Annotated in this window: 16 protein-coding genes; 1 reads left to right on the top strand and 15 read right to left on the bottom strand. The window is 60.8% G+C overall.

Annotated features, from left to right (window positions below; translation table 11 throughout):
- Positions 1-2: 2 nt before the first annotated feature.
- The 5 genes from EN861_RS29010 to EN861_RS29030 form a co-directional block, all read right to left on the bottom strand.
- Positions 3-1,019, bottom strand: a complete 1,017-nt coding sequence (locus EN861_RS29010; protein WP_135866910.1) for an ABC transporter permease — start codon at positions 1,017-1,019, stop codon at positions 3-5.
- A gap of 5 nt (positions 1,020-1,024) precedes the next feature.
- Complete coding sequence (locus EN861_RS29015; RefSeq protein WP_189343763.1) at positions 1,025-2,515, bottom strand: sugar ABC transporter ATP-binding protein; 1,491 nt, start codon at positions 2,513-2,515, stop codon at positions 1,025-1,027.
- 62 nt (positions 2,516-2,577) lie between these two features.
- Positions 2,578-3,726, bottom strand: a complete 1,149-nt coding sequence (locus EN861_RS29020) for a substrate-binding domain-containing protein (RefSeq protein WP_135866914.1) — start codon at positions 3,724-3,726, stop codon at positions 2,578-2,580.
- A 17-nt stretch (positions 3,727-3,743) separates the two neighbouring features.
- Positions 3,744-4,133, bottom strand: coding sequence for an iron-sulfur cluster assembly protein (locus EN861_RS29025; protein WP_189343764.1), 390 nt, complete (start codon positions 4,131-4,133; stop codon positions 3,744-3,746).
- Entirely contained in the window at positions 4,123-5,193 is a 1,071-nt protein-coding gene (locus EN861_RS29030; RefSeq protein ID WP_189343765.1) for an amidohydrolase family protein, read from the bottom strand. Before EN861_RS29030 ends, EN861_RS29025 begins: the two co-directional genes overlap by 11 nt.
- 152 nt (positions 5,194-5,345) lie before the next feature.
- Between EN861_RS29030 and EN861_RS29035 the strand changes: the two genes are divergently transcribed.
- Entirely contained in the window at positions 5,346-6,431 is a 1,086-nt protein-coding gene (locus EN861_RS29035) for an alpha/beta fold hydrolase (RefSeq protein WP_189343766.1), read from the top strand.
- Here the strand turns inward: EN861_RS29035 and EN861_RS29040 are convergent.
- The 10 genes from EN861_RS29040 to EN861_RS29090 all read right to left on the bottom strand — a co-directional run bounded on the left by EN861_RS29040 (position 6,413) and on the right by EN861_RS29090 (position 16,536).
- On the bottom strand, positions 6,413-7,573 hold the full coding sequence (locus EN861_RS29040) for an MFS transporter (RefSeq protein ID WP_245512138.1): 1,161 nt from the start codon (positions 7,571-7,573) through the stop codon (positions 6,413-6,415). The genes EN861_RS29035 and EN861_RS29040 overlap by 19 nt on opposite strands.
- A gap of 85 nt (positions 7,574-7,658) precedes the next feature.
- Entirely contained in the window at positions 7,659-8,588 is a 930-nt protein-coding gene (locus EN861_RS29045) for a LysR family transcriptional regulator (RefSeq protein ID WP_135866926.1), read from the bottom strand.
- Positions 8,589-8,649: 61 nt separating this feature from the next.
- Positions 8,650-9,036 (bottom strand): iron-sulfur cluster assembly protein, encoded by a 387-nt coding sequence (locus EN861_RS29050; RefSeq protein WP_135866927.1) that lies wholly within the window; start codon positions 9,034-9,036, stop codon positions 8,650-8,652.
- The gene (locus EN861_RS29055; protein ID WP_135866929.1) at positions 9,033-10,145 is read right to left on the bottom strand and encodes an amidohydrolase family protein; all 1,113 of its coding nucleotides are present in this window, start codon (positions 10,143-10,145) and stop codon (positions 9,033-9,035) included. Before EN861_RS29055 ends, EN861_RS29050 begins: the two co-directional genes overlap by 4 nt.
- Before the next feature lie 33 nt (positions 10,146-10,178).
- A complete protein-coding gene (locus EN861_RS29060; RefSeq protein ID WP_135866931.1) occupies positions 10,179-10,751 on the bottom strand; it encodes a hypothetical protein in 573 nt (190 codons plus the stop codon).
- An 11-nt stretch (positions 10,752-10,762) separates the two neighbouring features.
- Positions 10,763-11,953 carry an ATPase gene (locus EN861_RS29065; protein WP_135866933.1) on the bottom strand — a complete coding sequence of 397 codons (1,191 nt, stop codon included), beginning with the start codon at positions 11,951-11,953 and terminating at the stop codon, positions 10,763-10,765.
- Positions 11,950-13,548: a sugar ABC transporter ATP-binding protein gene (locus EN861_RS29070; protein WP_135866935.1), complete on the bottom strand. Its 1,599-nt coding sequence runs from the start codon at positions 13,546-13,548 to the stop codon at positions 11,950-11,952. Before EN861_RS29070 ends, EN861_RS29065 begins: the two co-directional genes overlap by 4 nt.
- A gap of 27 nt (positions 13,549-13,575) precedes the next feature.
- A complete protein-coding gene (locus EN861_RS29075; RefSeq protein ID WP_135866937.1) occupies positions 13,576-14,643 on the bottom strand; it encodes a substrate-binding domain-containing protein in 1,068 nt (355 codons plus the stop codon).
- Positions 14,644-14,701: 58 nt separating this feature from the next.
- Positions 14,702-15,094, bottom strand: a complete 393-nt coding sequence (locus EN861_RS29080) for a Rid family hydrolase (RefSeq protein ID WP_135866939.1) — start codon at positions 15,092-15,094, stop codon at positions 14,702-14,704.
- A gap of 827 nt (positions 15,095-15,921) precedes the next feature.
- Positions 15,922-16,536 (bottom strand): XRE family transcriptional regulator, encoded by a 615-nt coding sequence (locus EN861_RS29090; protein WP_135866941.1) that lies wholly within the window; start codon positions 16,534-16,536, stop codon positions 15,922-15,924.
- Positions 16,537-16,693 lie beyond the last annotated feature (157 nt).

Here is a 16,693-nt window from a genome sequence, read left to right on the forward strand (position 1 = left end):
CGTCAACTCTTACGGACACCCAAGGGACGCTGGTAGCGCGCTCCGATCGTGGCGAGGATAAGCACGGCGCCGGCAAACAGTTGCTGGGTGTAGGCCGGCCCTCCGACAATGAGCAGGCCGACACTGCCTGTCTCGATGAGATAGACGCCGATCAGCGTGCCGACGATGTGAAACGAGCGTTGGCTCAGCGTAACCGATCCCAGGAATGACGCGGCAAAAGTGGGCAGCAGGAAGCCGGTGCCGAACTGCGGCGTAAGCGATCCCTGCCTCGAGGTGTAGACGAAACCGGCAAGCGCGCCGAGTGCGCCCGCCACGACAAAGGCCAGCATCACCTTGCGCTTAACATCGATGCCCGACATGCGGCTCGCCGCTCGGTTGCCACCGGTCGCATAGAGGTGACGGCCGGTCTTTGTGTAGCCAAGGATTACGATCAGGATCACCGCGACAAACGCGAGATAGAAGACCGGCGCCTGCAGGCCCCAGAGAGACCAGCTGCCTACGAAAAGAAACTGGTCGGAGAAGCCAGTGAATATGATTGAGTTGCCGGTGATCCACAACGTCATGCCGTCGAGCAGGCTCGACACGCCGATCGTAGCGATCAATGCGGGGATTTCGAAGTGCGTGATCAACACGCCGTTGACCATGCCGATCAGGATGCCGCTGGCGACAACAGCAAGAACGATCGGCAGGACCGGCCAGCCCAGATCAGTGCCCAGTACCGCAGCGAGCGCGCCACCGAATGATGCGGCCGCCGCAATCGACAGATCGAACTCGCCGACTATCAGCACGACGGTCAGGCCACAGCCGAGAATGGCGAGCACCGCACCGTCATTGAGAATGGAATTGAAATTGTCGTGCGATAGGAAAGCCCGGGGTTCCGCCGCTCCGAAAACAAACACCAGGGCAGCAAAGAAAATGATCGGCATCAGGCTACCGAGATCGAGACTGCGCCGAAAGGCGACTGTCTTGATGCCCCCGCCCAACTCCTCGCTTCCGGCTGATGCGACAGGCAAGTCCATAGGGGTCAGTCCTTTCCACGTTCGGCCAGCAAGGCATGCAGGATCCTGTCCTTGCTCACCTCGATGCCGCGATATTCGCCAGTAATCGTGCCCTCGCCGAGCAGCAGGACCCGGTGCGCGAGAGCCTCGATCTCTTCCAGTTCCGATGACGCGAAGACGACACCGATGCCTTCGCTTGCAAGACCCCGGATAATCTCGTGGATCTCGCCCTTGGATCCGATGTCGACACCGTGCGTCGGCTCATCGAGAAGAAGAATCCTGGGGCTGCCGGAAATCCAGCGGCCGAGCAGCACTTTCTGCTGGTTGCCGCCCGACAGCTGGCTCATCTGTGCGTCGATACCGGGCATGCGAACGGCGAGCCGCGTCGTGAAAGTGACTGCTGTGATGCGCTCGGTTGCCGGTTTGAGGAGACAATTGCGCCGATAGCGGCTGAGCCAGGGCAGTGTCACATTTTGCCAGATCGGCATGGTCTGCACAAAGCCGTCCTCCTGCCTGTCCTCGGTGAGCAGCGCGATGCCACAACGCAGGGCATCAGCGGGGCTCGCCAACTTTGTCGGCACACCGTCAACCGCCACCTCGCCGCCGACAGTCTGGCGAGCACCGAAGAGCATGTGCAAAAGTCGCGTTCGCCCGGATCCGCCGAGACCAGCCAGACCGAGGATCTCACCGCGCGCCAGCGAAAACGAAATGTCACGAACCTTCCCGTCGCTTAACCCGCGCACCTCCAGGACTGGCTTGGACGCGCTCGTGGGCGACGGACCCGACCGTCGGCCGAACAGATGTTCCAGCGACGAACCGACAATGAGTTCGGCAATGCTGCGCTGTGTCTGTCCCTCGACCGGCATCGTCGCGATCTTTCGACCATCCCGCAAAACGGTCACCCGATCCGCCAACCGGAAAATTTCTTCAAGCCGGTGACTGACATAGACAATGGCAACGCCGCCGTGGCACAGTCGCTGGATGACCTCGTGAAGTATTCTTACCTCCGGCTCGGAGAGCGAAGCTGTGACCTCGTCGAGGACGAGGATACGAGGATTGCGTTTCAGCGCCCTGGCGACGGCCACGAGTTGTCGCTCGTGCGGCCTGAGCAGTTCCAGTCTTTGCCGCGGATCGACGACAAGGCCGACCCGGGCAAGGTCGTCACTCGCGGTGCGATGCGCCGCACGCCAGTCGATCAACCCCGCCTTGCCTTTGGCGAAGGGCACGCCGAGAAAAAGATTCTCCGTGATCGATAGGGTGGGAACGAACATCGGAACCTGATGGACGAAGCCAACGCCTGCTTCCATCGCCTGCGCGGGATGGGCAAAGCGCACCGCTCGTCCGGCCAAAATGATCTCGCCAGACTCAGGGATGTGGTCGCCGGCAAGCACACGGATCAGCGTGGACTTACCGGCTCCATTTTCGCCCACCAGGGCATGTATCTCGCCTGCATGAAGTTCCAGACTTACGCGATCGACAACCTTGATCGGTCCAAACGACTTGGTGACGTCGCGCAATTCCAGTACCGGACGCGTTTGGCCACTTTCCGGGGCTAATGCAGGGAGAGCTGCCATGGGACTTAGTTCGCGGCGGCCGCAGCGGCCCACATCTTGGTGTAGTGGGACTTGAAATCGAACTTGAAGTCGTATTTGAGATCCTTGCCCGGAACGTTGCTGGCTTCCGTTATCTGCAGGGGAAAGTCCTTGTTGACCCCCCCTTCAGCCTTGTTAAGCGCCCTGTTGCATTCATCGATGCCCGCCCACGCGACCCACTCAAGCCCCCAGCTCATGGTTGCCACCTGCGGGCCGCCCTTGCGGATGTCGGCATAGGCAACTTCCTCGCCATCGAAGCTTACGCCCTTGATCTCGGTTCTGTCGCGCTGCTGGGCAGTCTGCAAAAGCGGGGTAAGGGTCTCGTCGAAAGGCGCGATCACCCATTTGAAGGAATCCTTCGGATAGCGGGTCAGGAGCGCCTGCATCTTGGTGATCTCCCCTGGCCCGCCTTGGGCGAGCGAGAAATCCTCCTCGTGGATGATCTTTGCCGACGACCCGCCATATTGCTCGATGAATTTCTTGAAGCCGTTGATGCGAACCGTCAGCTGCGGATCTTGCGGCGCGTTGAACACAACGATGCCCCCGCCGCCATGGGCGATAATGTAAGCGCCGAGTATCGAGCCCGCCGCCGCATAGTCGAGGCCGTAGCCGACATCACCGCCGAATTCGCGCGGATCATCGGAAAAGCCTGTGACAAACGCGATCCCCTTCCCTTTGCCGCGTGTGATCTGGGCTTTGATGTCGCGAGCCGGTGATGCGAGCGTCAACACGCAGTTGACACCCTTGTTGATGGCGGCATCGACGCCTTTTTGTGCAACCGCGGGGTCGCCCTTGTTGTCGATGGGAAAGGCTTCCCAGCCGATGGCCTTGGCGGCGTCGGCCGCCGACTGGTAGAGGTATTGGCACACCGCATAGGCCAGTGGACAAGGCATGATCGCAACCTTGCCGCCCTTGATCGGGGCCGGCGAGGTGTCGCTCCCGCTCCAGGCGACGCCGCCGACATCGAGCGGCGCCTTCGACATTTTGCTCAAGAGCGCCGCGCCGACCACCTTGTTGGCGTAGCCGAGGTCGTCGGCCCTTGAATTATCCGCAACCCAAGTGGAAGCGATGGTCAGCGCCGCAGCCGTAACAACCAGCGGTCCCAGCGACCTGCTTAAGAAACTCGATTTGGACATGGTTACCCTCCTTGTTGTTATGTTCCCGATGACGTTGCGTGCCCGGTATCCGGCCCCCGGTGACAGGCACGAACTCTTGCCAGCCGTTCGCGGTAGTCAGCCGACATCTGCGTCGGCAGCCACATATGCCCGTAGTCGATGTTTGCACTCGCCGCCGCGACGCCAGGCAGGGCGGCGAGCACGCCTTCGGCCGTAATCTTGAAGAATGCTCCCATCATGCAGCCGGGCTCGGTGATGTAGAGCGTCACGCGAATGTGTGCGCCGTCGCTGCGCGGCTCGATCTCGATCGGCCCCACCAGCCCCATCGAAACCAGACCTGCCGGTGCGCCAGCCGATCGGCTGCACGGATCGATGACGGTCTCCAGCGCCTGCCTGACCTGAGCTGCCGAAATCGGATCAGGCTGCATGTCTGCGCAGCTCCGACCATTGCGGCGCCAGGCGCCGCGGTTTGGCGAACTCGTCATTGGCTATCGCCGACTTTGTCGCCTGAACATCGAGGCCGAGGAGGCGCGCCGCATTGAGACCAAGGATGCCGCGCTTTACCTCGTCGGTCAGCGGGGGAAAGCCGTAGCCGTCGATCAGGTCCTGGGGCATCTCGAAGCGCCAGAACGCTTCCTCGAAATCGCGCGAATGGATCATGAGCCCGCCGATGGCCCACAGGATCCTGTCCGTCGCGCCGGCCGCCATGAGCGTCCCGAGGATCTCGGCGAACTTGCGTGGCGCCTTGAACAGCAGCCCCGTGGTCCCCTCGGTGCTCACCGTGATGTTGGGATGCCATTGCAGAAGTGACACGGTCTCTTCCATGAAGGCCCAGCCGCCATGCACGATCTCGAATGTCAGTTCGGGAAATGCCCGGGCAGCCGCACCCACCTCGAAGGGAAAATACGGCTCGATCGGCACCGGCCCCATGACGATCGCCTTGTGAATGGCAACCATGCGCAGCCCGCGCTTACGCACCCGTTCGAAGATCGGATACATCAGCTCGGCATCATCCATGCCGAACGACCGAAGCTTCCCGTCGATCATGTCGTGCGGGTAAAGCTTGATGCCTGAAATCTTGTGCTTCTCGACCAATTCGTCGATGCGGTCGAGCACGCCGTCCTGGTGCGGCGAGATACCGCCGTAGAGAAACACGCGTCCGGGCCAGCGGTCGCGCATCCCCTCGCCAATCGCCAGCGGCGAGCCGCCATCCTTGAAATAGCCGTAGAGCGGCAGCTCGTGATAAATGACGGCATCGGTGTGGCTTTCGCCGAAGATTGAATGCCCGGTGACGTCGACATCGCAGATCCTGTTGTCGAACGTGTCGCGATCAAGAAGCAGATCCGGCCGGTTTGGCGGCGAGAACTCCCGATGCATCTGGAACACGCCATCTGCGATGCCGTTGGCATAGGGTTGTCCGATGCGGTTTGCCAGACGAAAATTGTAGGCGTGGCAAATCGCATCCAAAACGAAAACGTCGTTCAGCATCTTGTCCCTCGATAAGCTTGACCGCCTCTTCGGCGATGTCAGACGAGATCGGTAAGCCGCTTGCCAGCTGCATCGATCACCTGACTGAAGCCCAACCATCGCAGAAGAACAGCCGCCGCTGGTAGCGCCGTGTTGGCGGCCTGGCGTTGCCCTTGCGGCAACGCAATCCCGCTGCCCCCGGGGGTTGCCCAGCCCGGCCGGTGATACGTTCTGGGCAACACGGCAAAGCCAACATTGCGCTACCACCATGCACGCCCGGACAGGCATCCTTGCCGGCGAAAACATCGTCGGCCGCTGACACCCATTCAGAAGCCGTCGCTGCTGCCGTTGCCGGTGTCATCAGCAGTCCTGCCGGGCTGACGGGGCTTCGGCAATCGCACATCAGATGGAGACGTGGAATGCCGACGGCGAAACTTAGCACCGGAGAAATCCACTATGACGTCTACGGCGAAGGTCCGCCGCTGCTGATGGTCGCCGGCCTTGGCGGGTTGGGCGCCTACTGGCAGCCGCAAATTCGTCAGTTCTCGAAAGACTTCCGCGTGATCGTCCACGACCACCGGGGGACCGGACGCAGCAGCCGGTCGGAAATCGACTATTCCGTCGGACAGATGGCCGACGATCTTCTCGGGCTCATGGATCACCTGAAGCTCGACAAGGCACACCTTGTCGGCCATTCCACCGGCGGTGCGATAGGACAGGTCCTGGCGATCGATCATCCCGAGCGCATAGACAGGCTGGTGCTCTATGCCACATGGACGAAGTGCGACGCATTCATGCGTCGCGTCTTCGAATGCCGAAAGGCCCTGCTGAAATCGCCAACCGCCGCCGAATATATCAGCGCCACTGCGTTCTTCCTGTTTCCCGACTGGTGGATCAACCAGAACGCCGTGATGCTCGATGCAGCCGATGCCGCATCGCTGCCATCTTTCCCGTCAGCGACGATCGCGGCGAGCCGCTGCGATGCGGTGATGAACTTCGACCGCGAGCAGGATCTGGGCCGGATTTCAGCGCCGACCCTGGTGCTTTGCGCGCAGGATGATTTCCTGACGCCCGCATATTTCTCACGCCAGCTGGCGCAGCTTATTCCAGGTGCTCGACTACAGATCATGCCGCGCGGCGGACATGCCTGCTCTCAGGTCCTGCCGGAAGAATTCATCGCCGCGGTCCTGCCATTTCTTCATGAAGACCGCCCCAGGCCTTTCGGATCGGTATCTCAGCTTTATGAAGGCACCAACTGATCACGGTCCCTCTTGAAGTTCAACAAACAAACGACAAAGGCGACAGCCAGCGCTGCCAGAGCCACGAGCAGGATGGCGAGCAAATCCGGGTTGGCTATCAGGATCATGGCGGCAATGGGAGGGGCCGCGGCCTGTGCGAGCAGTCCCACAAAGGCCAAACGCCCCATGATGCTCGGGTAGCGAGCGGCGCCGAAGATCGACAGCGGCACGGTGCCGCGCGCGATCGAACCTATCCCCGCACCGGCCCCGTAAATGACCAAAGCCAGCCAAACCAGCGATGGAACCAGAAGCAGTATCGCAAGCCCGAGCAAGATCAACGTCGCAGCCGCCAGCAGCGTCCAAAGTGGTTGGTAGCGATGGCCAGCCGCGACCTCGATGGATCTCGCCAGCACCTGCGATGGCCCGATCAAGGCGGCTAGCCCAACCGCCGTATCCAAAGCCAGGCCGTTTCTGGTCATCATGGCGATGACATGAACCGACAAGACGGCGGCGATCGTACTTATCGTGGTCAGTGCCGACGCCATTATCAAAAAACTTGGACGCTCGGACAATGCCAAGAGGGGAGCTGTTCCAGCCTCTCCACCAGTGTCTGGAGCGTGAGGCGAGGTGTGCTTGGGAAGCATCAGCAAATGGAGCGGCAAGGCAACCAGCACATGCAGCGCAACATAAGCGAGGCAGACGCCGCGCCAGCCGCTATAATGCAGGATCACGACGCTCATAGGCCAGGTGATCGTGCTGGAGAAACCCGCAATCAGCGTCAGGGAGGCAACGAGGCTTCGTGCGCCGCGGCCATAGATGGAGCCCAACGCCGCAAAGGCGGCATCATAGAGACCGGCCGCCATGCCGAAACCAAGCAAGACCCAGGCAACAAGATAGATTTCCAGGCTGGGTGCCCAGGCCATGACGGCCATGCCCAATGCCATCGCGATTGATCCGGCGGCGAGGACGTTCCTGCCGCCATATTTTCGTATGGCCGAGCCCAGCTTCAGGGATACCAGGGCAGCCGATAGCAGACCTACCGAAAGCCCCGCGGCGACCCAAGGCAGCGGCCAGGATGTATCCTTGGCAATTGGCTGGGCCAGGACCGCCAGCAGGTAGAAGGTCGAACCCCAATTGATGATCTGGGTGACGCCCAGCCCCATGACCACAGGCCAGCGTCGGTCCGATCTCGTCATTTTCGCCTTGTGCTCTCAGCCGGATTCGATGGTCGACTGTCTTGCTCCGCTCTCATGCCACCGCGTGCAGGCGTTTCTTGCGCGGGTTATGCGATGCCGGCGCGGAGCTTTTCAGAAAGTTCAGAAACTCGCGCGCCGCGAGCGGCAAACGGCGGCTCTCATGCGTGCAGAATTCCACGCATGCCATCTCCATTTCGGTCTCCGCCAGTGGCACCGCCACGAGAGACCCGGCCGCGCAATCTCGCGCCACGGCGAAATAGGGCATCAGGGTAAAAGCAATTCCCTGCCGCGCGATGGATGCCGTCATCTGGATCGAGTTGGTCGTCGCAAGAACCCGCAGCACCGTTCCCTGGCTTTCAAGGATGCGATCGACCAGGCGACGCACGCCGAAGGTCGTATCCGGCAAGGCGGCTTTGAATTCGGTCAACTCCGACAAGGTAACCGAGGTGCGATTGGCGAGCGGGTGACCTGGAGCCACGATGGCCTGCACCGGCTCGGACCAGCCGCCGCTGTTGACGATGGGCTGTTTGAGAGAGGCGTTGAGCGCGATACCGATCTCGGCCTCGTCGGCGATGAGCGCCTGCACGATACGGTCGGTGCTGGTGATGACGATGTTGAACGTTATCTCGGGATATTGCTGCGTAAAACGCCCGATTACATCCGGCAGGTAGTTGTCGACCAACCCCTCGATACACCAGAGCGAGACCTCGCCCCGCCGCAGTCCCTTCAACTCGTCGATCTGGCTTCTGACGCGCGTGATATCGCGCACGGTCAGCTGCATTTGCTTGGCAAGCAGTTCTCCCGCCGGCGTGAGCCGGACGCCGTTCGACCGCCGTTCGAGAAGTGCCGTCCCCAGTTCGTGCTCGAGCTTGGCGATCTGACGGCTAATGGCGGACGGCGCGACGTGGACACGCTCGGCCGCCTGGCGGATAGAGCCCGCGAGCGCGGTTTCGAAGAAGTACCTGAGTGCCGTCAGATCCAATCGTTCAACTTCCTGCCGGTTTCTGGTTCGCCGTCATCCCGGTTTGGCAACGGCCAAAATGTCATGAGGGGACCTGCTGTCGCCACTGCTGCGGTGTCGTCTTCGTGTGCGCCAGAGATTGTTCGCGTCGCCGGCGCAACGTCTCGCGGCCACGCTCCGTCATCGAGTCGGGGGTCCAAAATACGCTGGGGTCGATCTGAACATCGGCCGCTTTGATCCCGGGGATGGCCGTCAGCGCCGCGACAGCGCCGCGCACGATATTCGGCGCCATCGTGCAGCAGGCCGATGTGACACACATCGTCACACGAAGATTGCCGACATCGTCGACGGTCCAGCTCTTGATCAAGCCCATATCGATGATGCTGACGGGCGCATTCGAGGCCAGGCTGCACGGATCGTAGACCGAGCCAAGCGCCTCGGCGATCTGGTCGTCCAGGGTCCCCGTCATGCCAGCGCCCTCACCTTGCCGCTCGCCGCTTGCCGCTCTTCCTCATACATCCGAAGCCAGTTCGAATATGGCTTCTGGATGCCAGTCCGCCGGCGTTCCTTGGCAAATTCGTCGTCGGCGATCGCGGCCTTGGCCTTCTCGATGTCGAGACCGACGATGCGGGCGTAGTTCCCACCGAGGATCAGCGCTTTCTCGCTCTTCGTCAGCTGCTTGAGATTGTATTTTGCCATGAGTTCCTCGCTGAATTCGAGGTTCCAGAATTTTTCCAGAAGCGGCTGTGTGTGGCAAAAGAGCGTGCCATCGGAATAGATGATTTTTTCAGGGCCGCCCCAGAAAAGAAACTGCGCCAGAATCTCGCTGAACATGCCGGGACCATGATGCATCAGCAGGCTGGTGATCTCCAGATTGGCATAGACGTTGGGAAACCGCGCGATGGCGTGCGCCGTCTCGTCGACGAAAGCGAGCCCGGCATGGACGATCTCGAAATTGAGACCCGGGAAATGGATCGCGGCACCATCGACGTCGTCGACCCTGTAGGGGTTTATCGGCACCGGCCCATTGGGAATGGCCTTGTGGATGGCGACGGTCTTGATGCCGAGTTCCTGGGCGCGCTCGAACAGAGGATAAGCCAGCTTCGGATCATCCATTCGCCAGCTGCGGAACGGTTCGACCTCATCGGGATATAGCTTGAGACCGATCGAATTCGGCAGCTCTTTCATCTGGTCTTCGAGATCGCTCAGACAGACTTCCAGCCCCTGTGTCGGACTGACACCGACATAGGTGAGATAGCGCTCCGGCCATCGGGTCGCAGCTTCGACGTTCTTAGCCCTTGAGCACAGCCCGTCGCGAAACCAGGAATCCAGCCGCAGATACATATTGGCGGCCATATCGACATCGGTCTCGAGAAAGAGTGTCCGCGCCACGGCCTCGACCGGCCAGTTGGACATGTAGACCTCGGCTGGAACACGCAAGTGCGGAGGGTTCCAGACCAGATGCAGCTTGACCAGGAGGTCGCGCAGGCCGCGGCCATAGGGATTCGGCTGCAGGTTCGCGTCAGACAGATCGTAAGCGTGGGCGATTGGGTTGATGATGAAATGACCTTCGATCATGACGTATCCCTTCTCTAATTCCGTTGTAGCCGTTCACGGTCTTGCCGCGCCGGGTCGTGGATTGACCTTGATTGGATGCGAATGGATCACCGCGACGCGGTCATGTGTCAGCGGCGCCAAATCAGTGTCCGGCGCGGTCAACGCATCCTTGCAGAAAAGGTCGAGACCGGCCCGTGAATTGGCTTGCTCGAACACCCGCAACGCGATCTTACGCTGGGCCTGGCCGACCCCACACGCGATTGCCAATGTAAGGCGGACCGGGCCGGACGCAGATGCGAAAACCCGGTGCCGATAGGCAAAGGCAGCGTTGGCCTGGTGCGGTCGCCGCTGAGCCGCGCCGATGTGCAGTTCGATAGCCGACGAATACCAGACCGCATCGCCGTCAACGCGCGCGCCGGCGGCCCGATTGTGCACGACATATCCACCAGGGGTGACTTCCACGTTGCCCCAATCGGATGGGACCTCGATTGCAACGGCACCTAGGTCGAACGTCTTCCAATGACGCCTGGCCGCAATGAGATGCCCTATCCGCTCGACGCCGGCTGCAAGCCGCTTCGACAGGAACCCCGCCGCAAACAAGGTCCAGGCCGCCGAGCGAAGCAACATGTCGGACGGATTTACTGACGCAGGAATGGCACACCTCCCCGCTTTGCGACCGCATCGAGATAGACGGCAAACATCAGCACCAAGCCGCTGGTGATGTTTTGATAGGCCGAGGGTACGTTCATCAGAGACAGGCCGTTTGAAAGGCTCTGCATGAGGAGCGCGCCGAGCAGCACGCCCGTCACAGTGCCGGTGCCGCCATAGAGGCTGGCGCCACCGATGACGACCGCGGAAATGGCATTGAGCTCGAGGAAGTAGCCTGCCTCGGGTGGCGCAGCGCCAAGCCTGCCGACAAACATCAGCGCAGCGATCGCCGTCAGGACCCCGATCAGGAGGTAGCTGATAACGATCTGCCGGCCGACAGCAATGCCTGCGATTTTGGCGGCAGTGCGATTGCCTCCAACAGCAAACGCATGACGGCCCCAGACGAGATTCTTCAATGCGTAGGCAAGTGCCCCGCCAATCACCAGTGTCAACGCTACGGGCATGGGAAGACCACGGTAGGAAAGGGTCATCCAGGCAAGTGCTGCGACCGCGAGCAGGCCCGCCGCCACCTTGATCAGGTCTTTCGGCCGCCGCCTGGCTTCGACGCGGCGCAAGGGCGCCATGGCGACCAGCATGGCTCCGGCGAGAAACAACCACAGCGGTGGGCCGGTGATGAACGCCTCGCCGAAGAAACGGATGTCGCCGCGAATTCCCGAAATGGTGTTGCCGCCGGAGATCGCGAGCGATATGCCGCGAAACGCAAGCATGCCGCCCAAGGTGGTGACAAAGGCCGGCACGCCCAGTCGCGCAACCCACAGCCCATTCCACAGGCCAACGATTGCGCCAAGTACAAGAGCGGCAAGAATGGTGACCGGAGCAGGCAATCCCGCCCAGGATTCCATGAGCGCTATCACGGTGGCGCAAAGGCTCAGGAACGAGCCGACCGACAGGTCGATTTCGCCCTGCGCAATGATGACAAGCATGCCAAGCGCGACCATGGCCGTCACCGAGGTCTGGCGCATCAGGTTGATGAGGTTGCGATCGCTGATGAACACGCCGTCGGTCGTGATGAAAAGAATGAGCCAGACCAGGCCGACCGCCAGCAGCAAACCTCCAGCTGACCGCGCCTGATGCAGCAACCTGCGGCGACGGCCCGTCTCGGCGCGTTCTACCTTGAGTTCAGCAGGCAAGGCCTGCGGGTCTGAGGCTTCGTAGGTCAATGCAGCCCTCCCCCAACGGCAAGAACAGTCAATTGATGCTCGCTCATTCCCTGAGTATCCGCAATGGCGTCCTGCCTTCCGTCACGCAAAACCAGCACGCGACTGGTCAAAGTCAGGATTTCCCCTTCCTCGAGGGAACTCACGATGATGGTCGTGCCTTCGGCTGCGATCTTGCGCATCCAGCGGTACACATCCTGGCGCGCGCCGATGTCGATGCCGCGTGTCGGCTCGTCGAGAAGAAGAACCTGAGGCCGATTGATCAACGCCCGTGCAAGCACAACCTTCTGCTGATTGCCTCCCGACAACGAGCTGATGGGTTGATCGAGGTTGTCGATCTTGATGCCGAGTTCCTCGACCAGTTGCTCGCACAAGCGACGCTCGCTGTTATGGCGGATGAAGAGTTTGTGGCGAACCAGGTCGGCGCGGCCATGCCCAAGCAGCATGTTGTCGAGAACCGACAGTTCAGCAACGATGCCTTCCTTTTGCCGTTCGGCGGAAACCAGTGCAACGCCGCGGCCCAGGGCGGTGCGCGCATTGGCAAACGGCCTCGACGCTTCGCCGCTCAGGCGCATCTGACCGGTCGTTTCCTCCGACAGCAGCCCGAAGATCGAATGGAGCAGTTCCGTCTTGCCTGATCCCAACGGTCCGTAGACACCCAGGATCTCGCCTCTAAGCGCGCCGAACTCAATCGGCCCAAGTGACAGCCGGCATTTCTCGGATCGTGCCACCTTCCAGGCACCGAGCCCCAGCGCCTCGGGACCATCGTGCGGATGGCCCGGATTTTCCATGCGCATTGTATGCTCGAAGGTGTCGCGACCGAGCATGGCCGCGATCACCGATGCATGCGTCTCGGTCGCGCGTGGGGCGTCCAGCACCTTGCGGCCATCGCGAAGCACGACAATGCGATCGCAAACCGCAAGCACCTCATTGAGGTGATGAGAGATGAAGATGATCGCCGCGCCTTTTGCAGCCAGGTCCCGCATCCTCGAAAGAAGGATCGTCACTTCGTCGGCGCCCAGAGCCGCGGTGGATTCGTCGAACACAAACACGCGCCCCCCGCGCGCGATCGCTCTGGCTATCTCGACCAGTTCCATCAAGGCGACACCGCCTTGCGCCCCAAGGGTAGCACAGGTGTCGGTGTCGACGCCCAGTTCCGACAGTGCCTTGCCCGCTTGCCGGTGAAGCGATGTCCAGTCTATGAGGCCACGCGCATTGGGTTCGATCGTCAACATGACGTTCTCGCCGATCGTGAGCTGTTCGACGCCGGCGCCTTCCTGATGGATCAGGACGACGCCGGCCCGATGCGCCTGCTGGGTATCCACGAAGCGGGTTTCAATGCCGTCCATTGCCATACGGCCGCTGTAGCCGCCGAATGGCACCTCTCCAACAATCACGCGCCCGAGCGTGCTCTTGCCGGCGCCATTGGCGCCGACAAGACCGATGACCTCGCCGCGCCTGATATCGAGCGACACGCCGCCGAGTGCCCGCTGTGCTCCGAACTGGACAGCGATATCGCTCAGCCTCACGATCGGGGCGGCTTGATCGGCGGAACCGAAACCTTTCGCGCGTCCAACGCGCTCTGCATACTGCACCATGTCAAACGCTCGGGAGTTTCAACCAGATCAAAGGCCGACATCTTCCGGCTTCAGCCAGTCGGTCAGCTTCAGGAACTCGGCCAGGTTGGCACGATCCACGCCGCGCGACTGGATACGCATGCCCGCCACGTCGATGCCTTCGACCGTCACCTTGTCGTTGGATTCCGGTTTCTTGCCCTGCGCCAGCGCGAATGCGGCGTCGGCGGCGGCACGGCCCATCTGTATGAGATCCGTCCACGCACTCATGGCGATGTTGCCCTTGACGATCTCGCGACCGACTTCGGGAAAGACATCTTCACCGCACAGCCAGACCTTGCCGGCCAGCCCTTGTTCGGTAAGAGCGCGAAGGGCGCCAAGCGCCATGCCGTCCTCGTTGGCCACAACAGCCTGAAGATCGTTGTTGGTCTTGGTCAAGGCGTTCTCGATCTGCGCCAGCGCACCTTCGGCACGCCAGGCGTCGTGCCATTCATGCGACACGATCTTTATCTCGCCCGAGTCGATGAAGGGCTTCAGCACGCGCAGCGCGCCTTCCGTCTTCTGGCGTGCGACATCGACGCCGCTTGGACCGCTGACGATTGCCCAATTGCCCTTCTTGGCCTGCGCCAGCGCCTGCTTGGCCTGGATTTCACCAACGAGATAATTGTCGCGGGCGCACCAGTAGTCCAGCTTGGGAGATGGAATGACATAGTTGTAGGAGATCAGGGGAATGTTGGTGTCAGCCTTCACCCGCTCGATAAGGTCCTTTCCCGCATCGATGTTGACCGGGATGATGATGAGTGCCTGGATGCCTTGGACAAGCATCGCATCGACCTGCGCGTCCTGCTTGGAGACATCCTCCTCGGCGCCCTGGACGATGTATTTCATGCCAAGTTCGTCGGCGCGCGCCTGGAAATAGGCACGGTCATGCGCCCAGCGAAAATGTTCGAAGCTCGGGAAACTGAAGCCGACTGTTATGTCGCCGGCATTCGCCTTTGTTGAAAACCCCAAACCCAAGGTGGCACTCGCAGCTCCGAGCGCCATGGTCTGGGCAATGAAATCACGGCGCGAAATCCGTCCTGCCGACACGTCGGCGATCAGCTTCTCCAGTCTGCTCATAGTTTTGGTTCCCCTTATCTGAGCGTGGTTCGCCCACGCTTTGTCGTCGTTGACTTACCTACCCTCGTCTCGAAACATGCGCTGTGGCGATGATCTCCACCAGAAATTCCGGCTTCACGAGATCAGCACGGATACAAAATCGCGCTGGCGGATCCTTGGGAAAATAGGTTCTGTAGACCGCGTTCATCGCCGCATAATCGCTCATGTCGCGCAGCAAGACCTGATTGAACACCACGTCATCAAGCGAAGCATCGGCCGCTTCAAGCACGGATTTGATGAGCTCAAGCTCATGACGGGTCTGGGCCGCGACATCCCCATCGCCGACCAACTTTCCCTCGGCATCCGTCGGCAGCACGCCGCCGACATAGATCGTATCACCAGCCCTGGTTGCCGGTGAATAAGGACCAAGCGGCGGCGGTGAATTCTTCGGAACTATCACTTGTCTAGCCACCCTCGAGCTCCCATTCTCGATGTCACTGCAAGCAGACTACAGGCTACCTGGTGATGCCGGTAGCACTATCTTGGCGGCTCTGTGTTGCTCAAAAGACAACGCCCGAGCCGTCGCTGGATCGTCTATTTTCTATGGTCGGCAACCGACTTCTTGATGTCTGGTATGAGCGGCAGTAAGTCGGGTTCACTCGTGGCGCGCACGATTGCGCAGCCGACCGTGAACCACTCACGACGCTCAAGACATCGGGCAGCTTGCGCGGAAAGGGGGTGACCATCAGCGCGCGTGCCAGAGCGCGCCGCTTCAGCGTCATGGTGAACGGGAACCGCAGCGCCTAAACCGCGCCGTTGATCGCAGGGCCCACGCCGTTCTCGTGCTGATACAGCCGGATGTGCTCGGCGCCGCGCTGTCGGGCGCGCGGCCTTTGCCGAGTTGCGTCTCTATCGAGTTGAACTCGGTCACTCAGAGAGGTCGCCAACAGCAAAATTCCAACTCTGGCCTCGAATACGAGCCACAATTTTTTGCCGCTGTTATCGGTTCGATCTTTGAGAGACATGGCGGTCGCATAAATATTAACGTGTGCCGAGGGTGAGCAAGGGTTGCTATCGTCGCACATCTCATCCACGAGCCGTCCGAACGGTTCGCCCGTTCGTCTTGAAAGAACAACGCCATTTGTTGAGAATGCGCCTAATTTGGTTGGTGACCTCTACCCGCATTCCGACGAGTTGAGCTCGTGCTCCAAGCATGGAGCGTACCGCGTGGCTGTCGAGACTCTTTACCCCGACCTCCCGATACCAGCCCGCCTTGACGATCTGGGCCGATCCATATGCTCAAGAGAGCCGGTTGGGGGCGGGAGCCGAAATTATCAGGTAATACTCCGCTGGCTTGTCGGTCCGGTTTTCGAACCAATGCTGTACATCCGCCTCAAAGTAGAGCGCATCGCCCTCCTCAAGGACAGTCTCATTCTCTGGAGTGCCCACGACTACACGTCCCCGGGACGCCACGACATGCTTGCCGGTGGCTGACGGGTAAGGCGGCAATCGGCCCGTCGACGTACCGGCAGGCAGGCGATGAAGGACGACTTCGACGGTCATGCCGGCCATGATTGGGGACAGCAGGAAGCGCTCGAATCCCGTTTCCGGATCCCGGAACACCTGCCTCTGGTCCTTCGTGACCAAGGCGAAGGCCCGACGCGAAGCAGGTTCGTCCCCGAGAAGAGCTGAAAACGATGCACCCAAAGCGTGAGCGATACGCTTCGCAACACCGATGGTTGGACTTTTCTCGCCTCTCTCGACCTTCGACAGCATTGCCCTGCTCACGCCGGACAGCTTCGAGAACTGCTCCAGCGTGAGGTTTGCCTGTTCGCGTATCGTGCGGACACGATCACCGAACACGCGGCTGACGGCGTCTTGTCCGGTGCTTCGGGGTGCTACGGGTGTTTTCATCTTCTAATTTTCCGCCCAAATCATTCGCGTCACTCTACGCATTGGCATCGCAGATGTCACATTTCGCTCTCGGTGACTGAATCCAGCCTTTGAACGCCGCCGCCCGCTTTAGTCAACGAACTGTGCCATCTTCTACTGAAGACGTGAATCTTCTATG

This window comes from Mesorhizobium sp. M8A.F.Ca.ET.218.01.1.1 (assembly GCF_004791165.1).
GTDB lineage: Bacteria > Pseudomonadota > Alphaproteobacteria > Rhizobiales > Rhizobiaceae > Mesorhizobium.

Coding starts and splice junctions, on each gene's coding strand:
- EN861_RS29070 (WP_135866935.1), bottom strand. CDS start 13,548: ATGGTGCAGTATGCAGAGCGCGTTGGACGCGCGAAAGGTTTCGGTTCC.
- EN861_RS29075 (WP_135866937.1), bottom strand. CDS start 14,643: ATGAGCAGACTGGAGAAGCTGATCGCCGACGTGTCGGCAGGACGGATT.
- EN861_RS29025 (WP_189343764.1), bottom strand. CDS start 4,133: ATGCAGCCTGATCCGATTTCGGCAGCTCAGGTCAGGCAGGCGCTGGAG.
- EN861_RS29020 (WP_135866914.1), bottom strand. CDS start 3,726: ATGTCCAAATCGAGTTTCTTAAGCAGGTCGCTGGGACCGCTGGTTGTT.
- EN861_RS29055 (WP_135866929.1), bottom strand. CDS start 10,145: ATGATCGAAGGTCATTTCATCATCAACCCAATCGCCCACGCTTACGAT.
- EN861_RS29010 (WP_135866910.1), bottom strand. CDS start 1,019: ATGGACTTGCCTGTCGCATCAGCCGGAAGCGAGGAGTTGGGCGGGGGC.
- EN861_RS29030 (WP_189343765.1), bottom strand. CDS start 5,193: ATGCTGAACGACGTTTTCGTTTTGGATGCGATTTGCCACGCCTACAAT.
- EN861_RS29050 (WP_135866927.1), bottom strand. CDS start 9,036: ATGACGGGGACCCTGGACGACCAGATCGCCGAGGCGCTTGGCTCGGTC.
- EN861_RS29060 (WP_135866931.1), bottom strand. CDS start 10,751: ATGTTGCTTCGCTCGGCGGCCTGGACCTTGTTTGCGGCGGGGTTCCTG.
- EN861_RS29090 (WP_135866941.1), bottom strand. CDS start 16,536: ATGAAAACACCCGTAGCACCCCGAAGCACCGGACAAGACGCCGTCAGC.
- EN861_RS29040 (WP_245512138.1), bottom strand. CDS start 7,573: ATGGGGCTGGGCGTCACCCAGATCATCAATTGGGGTTCGACCTTCTAC.